Raw genomic sequence first — 12727 nt, forward strand, 5'->3', positions numbered from 1 at the left:
CGCCCCACTAGACCCGGGCGGGAGGGGCCCGTACAGCCCCGCACGAGCGGTCGCGCACCGCCCGCCGTCGCGGCTCTGACGCGGCGGCGGTGCCTCAGGGGTCCACCCCGCGGGCGAGGTGCGCGGCAAGCGAGGTGGTACCGCGGTGCCCTTCCCCGCGCCGGCTGCCAGCCGGGACCGGCGGGGGCGGCGTCGTCCTCGTGAGACGCAGATGTTCACGAGCGAGACACGAGGCAGACCCCGATGGCTGATACCGCCGCTACCGCCGATACGGCCGGCACCGCCGAGCCGACCACCGCCCACACGGGCGCCGCCTTCTACCCCCTGCACCGGCCCGGCCAGGCGGTTGAGCCCTCGCCGTCCTTCCCCGCCATCGAGGAGGACGTCCTCGCCTACTGGAAGGCCGACGGCACCTTCCAGGCCTCCATCGACAACCGCAACGAGCCCTGCGACGAGTTCGTCTTCTACGACGGCCCGCCCTTCGCCAACGGCCTGCCGCACTACGGCCACCTCCTGACCGGCTACGTCAAGGACGCCGTCGGACGCTTCCAGACCCAGATGGGCAAGCGCGTCGAGCGCCGATTCGGCTGGGACACCCATGGGCTGCCCGCCGAGCTCGAGGCCCAGCGCCTGCTCGGCCTCGACGACGTCACCGAGATCACCCGTCCCGGCGGTATCGGCATCGAGAAGTTCAACGCCGAGTGCCGCTCCTCCGTGCTGCGCTATACCGAGGAGTGGGAGGACTACGTCACCCGCCAGGCGCGCTGGGTCGACTTCGAGCACGACTACAAGACCCTCGACCCCACCTACATGGAGTCCGTCCTGTGGGCCTTCAAGTCCCTCTACGACAAGGGCCTGGCCTACCAGGGCTACCGCGTGCTGCCCTACTGCTGGCACGACCGCACCCCCTTGAGCAACCACGAGCTCAAGATGGACGACGACATCTACCAGGACCGCCAGGACAACACCGTCACGGTGGGCCTTCGCGCTGAGGACGGCGACCTGCTCCTGATCTGGACGACGACGCCGTGGACCCTGCCCTCCAACTCCGCGATCGCGGTGGGCCCGGACGTGGAGTACTCCACCGTGGCCGTGGCCCCCGGCCTCGACTCCCCGCTGGCCGGGGAGCGCGTGGTCATCGCCACCGACCTGATCGGCGCCTACGAGCGCGAGCTCGGCGAGGACCCGCGGATCGTGGCCACCCGCACCGGTGCGGAACTGGAGGGGCTGCGCTACCACCCCATCTTCGACTACTTCGACGATGACGCCCACCGTGCCGCCGGTGCCGCCCCCGGGCCGAACGCCTGGAGCATCATCACTGCCGACTTCGTCACCACCACCGACGGCACCGGCCTGGTCCACATCGCCCCCGCCTTCGGTGAGGACGACATGATCGCCTGCACCGAGGCCGGCATCGAGACCGTCGTGCCCGTGGACGACGGCGGCTGCTTCACCGAGGAGGTCGGCGACTACGCCGGGCTCCAGGTCTTCGAGGCCAATAAGCCGATCGTGGCCGACCTGCGCGACGGCAGCGGCCCCCTGGCGCGCCGCGCTGCCGACAAGCGCGCCGTCCTGGTGCGCCAGGCCTCCTACGTGCACTCCTACCCGCACTGCTGGCGCTGCCGCAAGCCGCTCATCTACAAGGCGGTCTCCTCCTGGTTCGTGCGCGTGACCGCCATCCGCGACCGCATGGTCGAGCTCAACCAGGAGATCGACTGGTTCCCCGGCCACATCAAGGACGGCATCTTCGGCAAATGGCTGGCCGGCGCCCGCGACTGGTCGATCTCCCGCAACCGCTTCTGGGGCGCCCCCATCCCGGTATGGCGCTCGGACGACCCGCGCTACCCGCGCGAGGACGTCTACGGCTCCTTCGAAGAGCTCGAGCGCGACTTCGGCGTGGAGGTCACCGACCTGCACCGCCCCTTCATCGACTCCCTGGTACGCCCCAACCCCAACGACCCCACGGGGAAGTCCATGATGCGCCGCATCCCCGACGTCCTGGACTGCTGGTTCGAGTCGGGCTCCATGCCGTTCGCCCAGGTGCACTACCCCTTCGAGAACGTCGAGTGGTTCGAGTCCCACTACCCCGGCGACTTCATCGTGGAGTACATCGGTCAGACCCGCGGATGGTTCTACACCCTTCACGTGCTGGCCACCGCCCTGTTCGACCGGCCCGCCTTCACCAACTGCGTCTCCCACGGGATCCTCCTGGGCAACGACGGGGCGAAGATGAGCAAGTCCCGGCGCAACTACCCCGACGTCTCCATGGTCTTCGACCGCGACGGGGCCGACGCCATGCGCTGGTTCCTGCTGTCCAGCCCTGTGGTGCGCGGCGGGAACCTCGTGGTCACCGACAAGGCCATCCGCGACACCGTGCGCCAGGTGCTGCTGCCGCTGTGGAACGTCTGGTACTTCTTCGCCCTGTACGCGGGACAGGCCGACGACGGTCGCGGCTACGTCACCGCCGGGGTGGACCTGGACGACGCGGGCCTGTTCGGCAGGAAGGGTTCCCTGCACGTCATGGACCGCTACATCCTGGCCCGCGCCAAGGACCTGGCCGCCACGGTGAGCGCGCAGATGAGCGCCTACGACGTCACCGGCGCCACCGCCACCGTGCGCGAGTTCCTCGACGTGCTCACCAACTGGTACCTGCGCACCTCGCGGAGCCGCTTCACCGACGGGGCCAACGCCGCGGTCTGCCGGCCGGCCTTCGACACCCTGGCCACCGTGCTGCGGGTCCTGGTGCAGGTGATGGCTCCGCTCACCCCGCTGACCAGCGAGGAGATCTACCGCGGCCTGACGGGGGAGCGCTCCGTGCACCTGACCGACTGGCCGGTCCTGCCCGCGCACGTGGCCGACTCCGCCCTGGTGTCCGCCATGGACGAGGCCCGTGACGCCGTCTCGGCGGCGCTGAGCCTGCGCAAGGCCGAGAAGCTGCGCGTGCGCCAGCCGCTGCGCTCGCTCACCGTGGCCACGACCGATCCCGCCGCTCTGGCGCCCTTCCGCGACCTGATCGCTGAGGAGGTCAACGTCAAGGAGGTGCGGGTGCTCGACGCCGCGGACGCCGGCTACGAGGTGACCGAGCAGCTCACCCTCAACCCCCGCGCCTTCGACCCCGATGTCCGCAAGGCGACCAGCAAGCTCTTCGCGGCCGTCAAGGCGGGGGAGTGGACGCTGACCGAGGACGGGGACGTGCGCTTCGACGACGTCCTGGTGGGCGGTGCGCCCGTGGTGCTCGAGGCCGAGGAGAGCTCCTTCACCCTGACCAGTCGGATCGAGGTCGATGACGATTCCCTGGCCGCGACCATGATCGGCTCGGGCGCCTTCATCGTCCTGGACACGGCACTGGACGACGCCCTGGAGGCCGAGGGCTGGGCGCGCGACCTGATCCGGCTCGTCCAGGACGAGCGCAAGGCCGCCGGGCTGCACGTGGGCGATCGCATCGAGCTGACCCTGACGGTTCCGGCCGACAGGGGTGCCTGGACGGGTGCGCACCTGGACCTGATCAAGGGGGAGACCGGGTGCGTGGCCGCGAATGTCCTGACCGACCCGCAGGCCGATCAGGCCAGTGCCTCCGTTGCGAAGGCGGAGGGCTGAGCCTGCTCCGTGCTCCACTCCGAGTGCTGGGCACGCGTCGGCCGTGGACGTCGTTGGCGTACCTCGTCGTGGAGATCGCAGCCGGTTGGCTCACCTGGCTGTTCGCGAGCACCGTCGTGCTGCTGCCCGTCTGGGCGGCGGCATGGGCGGGCGCCGAGCGCCGGCTGGTGACGCTGGCCGGCCTCCCGCCGATCGCGCCCCGGGCGGCGGGCTGGGCGGGGCGTCTGCGCGAGGCCGCCTTCGTCCTGGTCCTCGCCGTGGTGGCGGTCCTGGGGACGATCGCGGTGGCGATGCTGCGCACCGCGGCGCAGCTCACCCTCATCGAGCCGTTCCGGGCCCAGGCCGATGCCGGCGGCGCATTGCCCTCTCCGGTGGGGCGCTGCCTGATAGTCCTCGTCGGCCTCATCGGCGCGTGCCTGCTCCCGTGGCTCGTGATCGGGGCGGCGTCGGGGCTGGCGCGCCTGTCCACGGCGCTGCTCTCCCCGCGGGCCGAGCAGCTGCAGAAGCAGGTCGACGCCCTCGTCGATAGGGCCGTGGAGACCGAGGATCGCCTCATCCTGGAGCGCAGGCTCATGGAGCAGCGCCTTCACGACGGCGCGCAGCTGCACCTGAGCGCGGCCGGCCTCCGCCTGGGGCTCCTCGAGCTTCGGCTCGCCGGCCTCGAGGGCGCATCGGGGGCGGAGGCGCGCGAGACCCTCGGCGAGCTGCGCGAGCAGATCGACGCCGCCGCCGACGCGGTTCGGGAGGCGGCCCACGGGCTGACCCCGAGAACCCTCGCCGAGCAGGGGCTGCGGGCCGCTCTGGAGGAGCTCGCCGCCGGCCTGCCCATCCCGACTCAGGTGATCTGGGCCGGTGGGGAGGGGGCGCCGTCGCCTCCCGATGAGATCGCCGAGAACCTGTACCTCATCGCCTCCGAGGCGATCACCAACGCGATTCGGCACAGCGGATGCAGCCGCATTGAGGCGCACGTGGAGTGCATCGGCGCCCAGAACGGCGCCGTCCTGCTGACTGTGCGCGACGACGGCGGGGGCGGTGCCGCCCCGACGGGGCAGGGCATTCTCGGAATGGCGGCCCGTGCCCGCCGTCTGGGAGGTACTTTCGAGGCGGTCAGCCCCGACGGCGGGCCGACCACCATCACCGTCCGCATCCCGACGGGAGAGCAGCGATGAGGATTGTCCTGGCCGAGGACGAGGCGCTGCTGCGCGAGGGCCTGGTCATGCTGCTCGAGCGAGCCGGGCACGACGTCGTCGCGTCCGTGGCGACCGCTACAGAGCTGGTCCACGTGGTGAAGCGCGGTGATCCCACTGCTCCACTGGATGCTCCACTGGATATGGTCATCACCGATGTGCGCATGCCGCCGGGCAGGACTGACGACGGCCTGCGCGCCGCCATCGAGCTGCGTCGGGATCGCCCGCACCTGCCGATCCTGCTCCTGTCCCAGTACCTGGGCAACGAGTACCTGCAACGACTCCTGGACTCCGCCGAGGACGACCCCCGCTCCGGCGGCGTCGGGTACCTGCTCAAGGATCGAGTCTCTCACGTACACGAGTTCATGCAGGCGCTCCAGACCGTGGCCTCCGGCGGGGTGGTCGTGGACCGCAAGGTCATCAGCGCGCTCATGCGCCGCCGCGAGGATCGCCTGGAGCGCCTGACGCCGCGGGAGCGGGAAGTGCTCCAGCACGTCTCGGCGGGGGAGACCAACCGCGGGATAGCCGAGGCGCTGCACCTGTCCGACGGTGCGGTCGTCAAGCACATCGGCGCCATCTTCGACAAGCTGGGCCTGTCCCAGCGCGAGGGCAACCGGCGGGTCCTCGCCGTGCTGGCCTTCCTCGAGCATCCCTGACCCGGACCGGCTCCGACCCCGACTTGCTCCGACCCCGATCGGCGGCGCCCGGCAGAGTCCTGAGTCCGTGGTGGGGTTTTCCCCACCACGATCGGGCACGCAGGCCCACTGCGCTCGCGGGTGCACTGGGCTGACATGGGGGCATGAGACCGACCCCGGCCGTTGAGGCCCACGAGCTGCGCAAGTCCTTCCCGACTCCCGGCGGGAGGCCGATCGAGATCCTGCACGGCGTCACCTGCGCCATGGAGGCGGGCGGGGTGACGGCGCTGGTGGGCCCCAGCGGGTCGGGCAAGTCCACCGCCCTGCTGTGCCTGGCGGGGCTCGAGCCGGCGTCCTCGGGCCGGGTCATCCTCATGGGACGCGACGTGGGCGCGCTGTCGGCCGCGCGCGTGGCGGAGCTGTACCGCGACCGGGTCGGCTTCGTCTTCCAGGCCTACAACCTCGTGCCCTACCTGAGCGTGCGGGAGAATCTGACGATCAGCGACACCCTGGCGGGCCGCAGGCCCGATCGGACGCGCGCGCAGCTAGTCCTCGCCGGGCTCGGCCTCGAGGCGCGCGCCGACGCGGTCACGACGACGCTCTCCGGCGGGGAGCAGCAGCGCGTCGCCCTGGGGAGGGTGCTCTACCGCCGCCCGCCGGTGGTGTTCGCCGATGAACCGACCGGGGCCCTGGACACGCGCTCGGCGTCCTTCGTCCTGGCCGAGCTGCGGCGCCTGGCCGACGAGGGCGCCGCGGTCGTGCTGGTCACCCACGACCTGGGGGCCGCAGCCATGGCGGAGACGGCGCTCGTCATGCGCGACGGAGTGAGCGTCGGCCGCCGTTGCGGCGCCACCCCCGACGAGCTGCTGACCGTGATGAACCAAGCGGGGGAGGCGGCATGATCCGCTACACGCTGCGCGCCCTGGCCGTTCAGTGGCGGGCCTGGTCGGGAACGCTGATGGTGCTGGCCTTCGCGGCGGCCCTCGTCGATGTCTGCCTGGTGCACCGGATGACCGTCACCCGGCCGGACGTGGTCGCCGCGGCGCGGGCCGCGGGCGTCAGACCGGCGGAGCTGGTGGTGCCCGGCGTATCGGTGTACGTCTACTCGGCGATGGTGGCGATCCCGGTGGTGGCGGTCGTCGGGCAGTCCTGCGTGCAGGCCCTGCGCACGGACTGGGCCAGATGGCGCCTGGCCGGCGCCCTGCCCCGGCAGGTGTTCGTCGGCGTCATCGCCACCGTGGTCGTGGTGGCGGTGGTGTCCTGCTTGCCCGGCATCCTGGTGGGGGCCGTGGTGGACCAGCCCTTCGCCGCGGTGCTCACGCGCATGGCGGCGCAGCGCATGGGACGGATCGAGGTGGCCCAGACGCCGTCGACGGTCCTGCTCACGATCGTCTCCGTCGTCGGCGTCGCCGTGATCGGGGCGATCGGCCCGGCGCGCACCGCCGTGCGCACTCCGGCGACCGAGGCGGTCCGCACCGCTACTGCCGCGTCGGGACGGCGCCGCATGGGCGTCATCCGGTGGATCCTGGCCGGGGCGTGGGCCCTGGTGTGCGTCGTCCAGCTGCTCGTGGCCCTCATGGTCCGGCCCGGGAAGCGTGTCGATGGGCTGCCGGACGGCGGCGGTCAGGCGATGCTGGCCGCCCTGCTGCTGGCCATCCTGGTCGTGCTGCTCGCGCCCGCAGTGATTCCAGGTCTGCTGCGCGCATGGTCAGCTCCTCTGGCCCGACTCGGAGGGCCGTGCATGATCGCCCGCCGCTCTGCGCTGTGGCGCAGCTCCCTGGCGGCCAGCGCCATCGCCCAGCTGGCCCTGGCCTTCTCCTTCGCGGCCGCCCTGATGACCAACCTCGATACGGCCGAGGCGGTGATCGAGGCGGAGCACCTGAATGTGACGCTCAACCAGTCCGATTCCCTGGTCCTGGCGGCGATTCTCGGGGCCATGGCCCTGCTCGGCGCCATCGCCGTGGTCGCCATGGCATCCCGCTCCAGACAGCAGGAGATCGCCGTGCTCCGCTGCGCGGGAGCCACCATCGGAGGTGTGCGCGCCCAGGTCGTGATCGAGGCGGCCCTGTACGTCGGGACCGCCCTGATCATCTCCGTCATCCCTTTGGCCGTCACGGCGCTCGGCGAGGCGATGTTCTTCGCCAGGGCGGGCCTGCCGTTCCTGCCGAGCCCAGCCGTCGGACGACTCGTGCTGCTGGCTCTGGGGTCCTTCGCGGTTCTCGCCGCGGTGCTCCTGGCGCCGGTGCGCCGCGCCCACCGGGCGCCGATCGGCTCCACCCTGGCCGCCGAGTGAGGCACGGGTGAGGCGAGTGAGTGCGAGGCGATCCGGTCAGTGCGCTTCGTCGCGTTGCGAGGAGCCGTCGTCGCGCCGGGACGCGAGGCGACGCAGGAGGTAGGCGCATCCCAGGCAGCCGAAGAGCGCGGGGTAGCCGACCAGCGTCCATGGCCGCGCCGGCTCTCCCCCGAGCGCGGGGATCGCACCGCCCAGAAAGGACGCAATGGCGATCAGGCCCAAGCAGAGTCCTGCCATTCTGAGGCAGAGGATGCGACGCTGAGCCGTCGTCCGCTTCGTCCAGGTCATCCGTATCATCACCGCGACCATACTCAACTCAACTCAAGTCAACATTCAGCTCGACTCGCCCCGGCTCGGTGACGCCACGGCCGGCATCCCCATCCTCACGATAGGTGAACTCGATTACTTTGCCTTCCTCTATTGACAGATGGCGGTAGCATCTGCTCGGGCTGCTTGGTCGCGCATGTGGCGAAAGGCGTGCGGACGGACATTCGAAGAACAATCGCGAAGGACGTGGTGATGAGCGGGAGTGAGCCTCGTTCCGGCGTAGGGGATGATCATCCGGGGGCGGCCTTCGGCATCCCCGAGGGGGCCACGGGCGAGGAGGTCGTCGATGCCGTCCTGGCCGCCGGCGGCTCGACCGGCCCCGATGGCTCTGCTGGTCATGCTGGTCATGATGGTCGTGCTGGTCGTGATGGCATTGACCCCGAGCTCCTGCCCTACCTGGAGGCCGCTGACGCCGAGGACGGTGAAGCCGACGAAGCCGACGAAGCCGACGAGGCCGGCGGTGGTGGTGACGCCGCCGAGCGCCGGGCGCAGGAGGAGGACCTGGAGGCCCTGCGCGAGCTCGTCGCCGCCAACATGATTCCGGGCGGCGACCTGGAGCGCCTCGACGCCCTCCTGGCCGAGGTCGATGAGGACGAGTCCGACGACTGGAACGAGTGGGAGCCCCAACTTCCCGACTCGCCCGCCGCATCGGGCGCCGACTCGGAGGGCGAGGGCGAGGAAACCGGGCGCCACCGGGCCGACCTGCTCGCCGCCGCCCGCGCCGTCGAGGTCTCTGGCCGCATGCGCGAGGTGGAGGCCGAGATCCTGTTGCGCGCCCCCGAGCACCGCGTCCAGCCGAGTCTGGAGCGCGTCGAATGGACCCTCGACCTGCTCGGCAACCCCGAGCGGGCCTACCGCAACATCCACATCACCGGCACCAACGGCAAGACCTCCACCGCCCGCATGGCCGAGCGCCTCCTGGCCGCCACCGGCATGCGCACCGGCCGCTTCACCAGCCCCCACCTGGCCAGCATTCGCGAGCGCATCGCCCTGGATGGCGAGCCGATCAGCGAAGAGGGGTTCATCGCCGCGTGGGAGGACGTGGCCCCCTACATCCGGATGGTGGATGAGCGCTCGACCGCGGCGGGCGGGCCGCGCATGAGCTTCTTCGAGGTCCTGACCGTCATGGCCCTGGCCGTCTTCGCCGATCATCCGGTCGACGTCGCCGTCATTGAGGTCGGCATGGGCGGAACCTGGGACTGCACCAACGTCGTGCCCGGGGATGTCGAGGTGATCACGCCCATCGGCTTGGACCATGCCGCCTGGCTGGGCGACACCATCGAGGAGGTCGCCTCCAACAAGGCCGGCATCATCAAGGACGGCGCCATGCTCATCACCGCCGTCCAGCCCCCGGCGGCGCAGGCGATCATCGCCGCGGCCGCCGCGCGCCGTGGCGTCGTCTGGCGCCGTGAACTGGATCCCGAGGAGGATCCGGACGAGGCGGGCGCGGGCGTCCTGAGCGTGCTGGATCGCACCCTGGCCGTGGGCGGGCAGATGACGACGCTGCGCACTGCGGCGGCCGTGTACGAGGACATCTTCATCCCGCTGCACGGCGACTACCAGGCGCATAACGCCCTACTGGCGCTGGCGTCCGCCGAGGCCCTGTTCGGCGGTCGTGCGCTGCCCGCCAAGATCGTCGAGGACGGCTTCGCCTCGGCGACCGGCCCCGGTCGCATGGAGGTGCTGCGCTCCAGTCCCACCGTCATCGTCGATGCCGGACACAACCCGCACGGTCTGGGAGCGCTCGTGCCCGCTGTGGAGGAGGCGTTCGGATTCCGCCATCTGGTGGCGGTCGTCGGGGCCATGGCGGACAAGGACGTCGAGGGGATCCTGTCCGTCCTCGAGCCGGCCTGCGACGCGGTGGTGTGCGTGCCCATCGACTCCCCGCGCGCCCTCGAGGTCGAGGACCTGGCCGTCGTCGCCCGCGAGGTCTTCGGGGCGGACCGCGTCGAGACAACCGACACGCTGGCGGGCGGCATCGAGAGGGCCGTGACTCTTTCCGAGGGGTATGAGGATCCGCTGACCTCCTCGGGCGTTCTCATCGTCGGCTCGGTGATCCTGGCGGCCGAGGCCCGCGCACTGTTCGGGCGGGCCTGAGTGCTGTGGCAGATATCGCGTTGACGGAGATCGGGGCGCCCAACAGGCGCGTTGGCGCGCGGGGTGCGACAATGGAAATGCGCATAGATGAGCATCGACTGACGCTGACCGGCACCGGATGGCCGCTGACTGGCGCAGTCCGGCATAGAATGATGGAGAGGACCGTGACTCACGAGAAGCCGCTTGACGCCGCATGGAGCGTCGCATGGATTCGTGGTGCGGCGGCGGCGGTTGCTGAGCACCGTGAAGAGCTCACGGAGCTGGACCGGGCCATCGGCGATGGCGACCATGGCATCAATCTCGACCGCGGCATGCATGCGGCTGTGGCCAAGCTCGACTCTCAGGAGAGCGCCGGAGGCGCCTCCTCGCCGCCGGCGACCGTGTTCAAGGCGACGGCGACGAGCCTGTTGGCCACGGTGGGCGGTGCGGCGGGCCCGCTTCTGGGGACGGCCTTCCTGCGGGCCTCACGGGCCTGTGATGTGGACGTGCTGTCCTCCCAGGATGTGGCGACGCTCCTGGGCGAGGCGGCGGTAGGCGTCCAGATGCGCGGACGGGCCGAGGTCGGTGATAAGACGATGCTGGATGCGTGGCAGCCCGCGGCCCGTGCTGCGCGCGAGGCCGCCGCGACCGGGGCGAGTCCGGTCGAGGTTCTGCGGGCCGCAGCGAACGCCGCTGTCGACGGCGCTGACGCGACCTACTCGCTGACGGCCCTCAGAGGACGGGCCTCCTACCTCGGCGCCCGCTCGGTGGGGCACCATGATCCCGGCGCGCGCTCGACCGCTCTCATCCTCCAGGCGGCGGTGCGGGCCGCCGGTGGCGAGGAGGAGCCGGAGCGCGTGCCCGCCCTGGCCGGGAGGATATGACAGGGGTTGCCAATCAGCGCGATCGGCGTCACTCTGACGCTCTGAACCGGCGCGAGCCGCCGTGCTCCCGCCCCGGGATGATCCGCGTTGAAAGGAATCACTATGACTGACGCCCCTGGCCGCATACTCATTCTCATCAAGCCGGACGCTGTGCAGCGTCGCCTGACTGGAGAGATCCTGCGCAGGATCGAGGCCAAGGGCTACGACATCATTGCGCTCGACCGCCTGATAGCCACCCCCGACCTGCTCGCCGAGCACTACGCCGAGCACGTCGACAAGCCCTTCTACCCCAGCATTGTGGAGTACATGACCAGCGGTCCGGTGGTCTCCGTGGTCGTCGAGGGGCACCGAGTGGTTGAGGGGCTGCGCTCCCTCATCGGGTCGACCGAGCCGACTGCCGCCGCCCCCGGGACGATTCGAGGTGACCTGGGCCGGGACTGGGGCGGCTCGGCCATGATGAACCTCGTCCACGGCTCGGATTCGCCTCAGTCCGCGGAGCGCGAGATCGCCATCTGGTTCCCCCACCTGGCGCGCTAAATCTCACTCTGCCTTCTCAGCCTTCTCATCAACCATCAACCGCATGGGACCCTCATCCTCACTGTGAAGGGGCCCGTGCGAGTGGTTGTGCACCAGTACGCAGAGCGGGCTCGATCGCTCGAGAGTCAGGACTGGGAGTCGAGCCATTCGGCCGCGGCTGCTGGTGCCTGCTCGGGGGGAGTCTCGACGTCGGGGGCGATCGGCTCCTCCCCGAACTGCTCGCCGGTGCGGGCCTGCGAGGTCCCCGTCGTGAGCACCATGGTGCGTCCCGTGTACAGCGGGAAGTTCTGATTGATCGAGGCGTAGCCCGCCGTCGCCTGGCCGAAGACCCGGGTTCTGTCCAGCCCGCGGAAGGCGAGAAGCGCCTGCTCTCCCGAGGAGGCGGTCGTCTGCGAGGTCAGCACGGCCACGGGCGCATCGAGCTTGTCGCGCTGCCCCACCGAGGTCGGAGTGCCGCCTCCCTTGATCGCGCCGTCCTTCAGGGTGACATCGCTGGTGCTGCCCTGGCTCACGAAGGAGGTGACCACTCCGTCGGGCAGGAGCGGGGAGAGCCCGGCGAGCATGGGGCCCATGTCACCGCCGTCGTTGTCCCGCAGGTCGACCACGACGGCGCATACGCCCTCGGCGCCGAGGGCGTCCGCCAAGGTGGTGGCGTAGTCCGTACCCTGCTCCGCCGTCCCCATGAAGGCCGGGACCGTCACGGTCAGCACGCAGCCGTCCATGGAGGAGGTCGGGGCGGTGTAGGAGTCGATCGAGTCCTGGAGGTCTGCGGCGTCCATGATGAAGGAGTGCTTGCCGCCGGCTACCTTGATGGCGTCGGCCAGGATGTCGTCGACCTCGTCGTGGGTGGTGGCCTTCTCGATCCGCCCGGCGGCGTCGGCGCGAGCCGTCTGCCACTCCTGACCGGTGGCATGGAGGCCCGAGTCCATGAGCCCCAGGACGGCCGACCCGTAGGACTGGGGACTCGGCGCGGGCCACCAGATCCCGAAGGCGGGTCCGATCGAGTGGACGAGCCAGGCTCCGCCGGCGGTGCCGACCACCACGAGGGCCGAGACGACCACGGCGACGATCGTGAGGGTCCGGCGGCGACGCCGGCCTGGTAGTGGCTCAGGCGTGGGATCGGTCCGGGGCGCTTCGGCGGGCCCGTCTGCGGAAGTGCTCATAGTCCTTATAGTGCCGCGGCGGGCGGGT

At 70.8% G+C, this 12727-nt stretch carries 10 protein-coding genes; 8 read left to right on the top strand and 2 right to left on the bottom strand.

From position 1 onward, the window contains the following. Positions 1–243: 243 nt before the first annotated feature. The 5 genes from ileS (at position 244) to W5W_RS0107420 (ending at position 7712) form a co-directional block, all read left to right on the top strand. On the top strand, positions 244–3597 hold the full coding sequence (ileS, locus tag W5W_RS0107400) for an isoleucine--tRNA ligase (protein ID WP_017194934.1): 3354 nt from the start codon (positions 244–246) through the stop codon (positions 3595–3597). A 23-nt stretch (positions 3598–3620) separates the two neighbouring features. Further along, positions 3621–4766: a sensor histidine kinase gene (locus tag W5W_RS0107405; RefSeq protein ID WP_017194935.1), complete on the top strand. Its 1146-nt coding sequence runs from the start codon at positions 3621–3623 to the stop codon at positions 4764–4766. Further along, entirely contained in the window at positions 4763–5440 is a 678-nt protein-coding gene (locus W5W_RS0107410; protein WP_017194936.1) for a response regulator transcription factor, read from the top strand. Before W5W_RS0107405 ends, W5W_RS0107410 begins: the two co-directional genes overlap by 4 nt. 143 nt (positions 5441–5583) lie before the next feature. Beyond that, entirely contained in the window at positions 5584–6321 is a 738-nt protein-coding gene (locus W5W_RS0107415) for an ABC transporter ATP-binding protein (protein ID WP_017194937.1), read from the top strand. After that, positions 6318–7712, top strand: a complete 1395-nt coding sequence (locus tag W5W_RS0107420) for an ABC transporter permease family protein (RefSeq protein WP_017194938.1) — start codon at positions 6318–6320, stop codon at positions 7710–7712. The genes W5W_RS0107415 and W5W_RS0107420 overlap by 4 nt, the downstream gene beginning before the upstream one ends. A 36-nt stretch (positions 7713–7748) precedes the next feature. On the opposite strand, the gene W5W_RS0107425 is transcribed toward W5W_RS0107420, so the two are convergent. After that, entirely contained in the window at positions 7749–7949 is a 201-nt protein-coding gene (locus W5W_RS0107425) for a hypothetical protein (protein WP_154650268.1), read from the bottom strand. A 282-nt stretch (positions 7950–8231) separates the two neighbouring features. On the opposite strand from W5W_RS0107425, the gene W5W_RS0107430 reads away from it, so the two are divergent. From W5W_RS0107430 to ndk, 3 genes are all read left to right on the top strand, one after another. Then, the gene (locus W5W_RS0107430; RefSeq protein WP_017194940.1) at positions 8232–10136 is read left to right on the top strand and encodes a bifunctional folylpolyglutamate synthase/dihydrofolate synthase; all 1905 of its coding nucleotides are present in this window, start codon (positions 8232–8234) and stop codon (positions 10134–10136) included. A gap of 149 nt (positions 10137–10285) precedes the next feature. Next, on the top strand, positions 10286–10999 hold the full coding sequence (gene dhaL, locus W5W_RS14795; protein WP_017194941.1) for a dihydroxyacetone kinase subunit DhaL: 714 nt from the start codon (positions 10286–10288) through the stop codon (positions 10997–10999). A gap of 102 nt (positions 11000–11101) precedes the next feature. Further along, positions 11102–11536 (top strand): nucleoside-diphosphate kinase, encoded by a 435-nt coding sequence (gene ndk / locus W5W_RS0107440; protein WP_008729609.1) that lies wholly within the window; start codon positions 11102–11104, stop codon positions 11534–11536. A gap of 125 nt (positions 11537–11661) precedes the next feature. Here ndk and W5W_RS0107445 read toward each other — a convergent pair whose 3' ends face one another. Beyond that, positions 11662–12699 (bottom strand): S41 family peptidase, encoded by a 1038-nt coding sequence (locus W5W_RS0107445; protein WP_238533280.1) that lies wholly within the window; start codon positions 12697–12699, stop codon positions 11662–11664. Positions 12700–12727 lie beyond the last annotated feature (28 nt).

Origin of the sequence: Actinomyces massiliensis 4401292 (assembly GCF_000269805.1) — a bacterium.
Taxonomy (GTDB): domain Bacteria; phylum Actinomycetota; class Actinomycetes; order Actinomycetales; family Actinomycetaceae; genus Actinomyces; species Actinomyces massiliensis.

Coding starts and splice junctions, on each gene's coding strand:
- W5W_RS0107420 (WP_017194938.1), top strand. CDS start 6,318: ATGATCCGCTACACGCTGCGCGCCCTGGCCGTTCAGTGGCGGGCCTGG.
- ileS (WP_017194934.1), top strand. CDS start 244: ATGGCTGATACCGCCGCTACCGCCGATACGGCCGGCACCGCCGAGCCG.
- W5W_RS0107430 (WP_017194940.1), top strand. CDS start 8,232: ATGAGCGGGAGTGAGCCTCGTTCCGGCGTAGGGGATGATCATCCGGGG.
- W5W_RS0107410 (WP_017194936.1), top strand. CDS start 4,763: ATGAGGATTGTCCTGGCCGAGGACGAGGCGCTGCTGCGCGAGGGCCTG.
- ndk (WP_008729609.1), top strand. CDS start 11,102: ATGACTGACGCCCCTGGCCGCATACTCATTCTCATCAAGCCGGACGCT.
- dhaL (WP_017194941.1), top strand. CDS start 10,286: ATGATGGAGAGGACCGTGACTCACGAGAAGCCGCTTGACGCCGCATGG.
- W5W_RS0107425 (WP_154650268.1), bottom strand. CDS start 7,949: ATGGCAGGACTCTGCTTGGGCCTGATCGCCATTGCGTCCTTTCTGGGC.
- W5W_RS0107445 (WP_238533280.1), bottom strand. CDS start 12,699: ATGAGCACTTCCGCAGACGGGCCCGCCGAAGCGCCCCGGACCGATCCC.
- W5W_RS0107415 (WP_017194937.1), top strand. CDS start 5,584: ATGAGACCGACCCCGGCCGTTGAGGCCCACGAGCTGCGCAAGTCCTTC.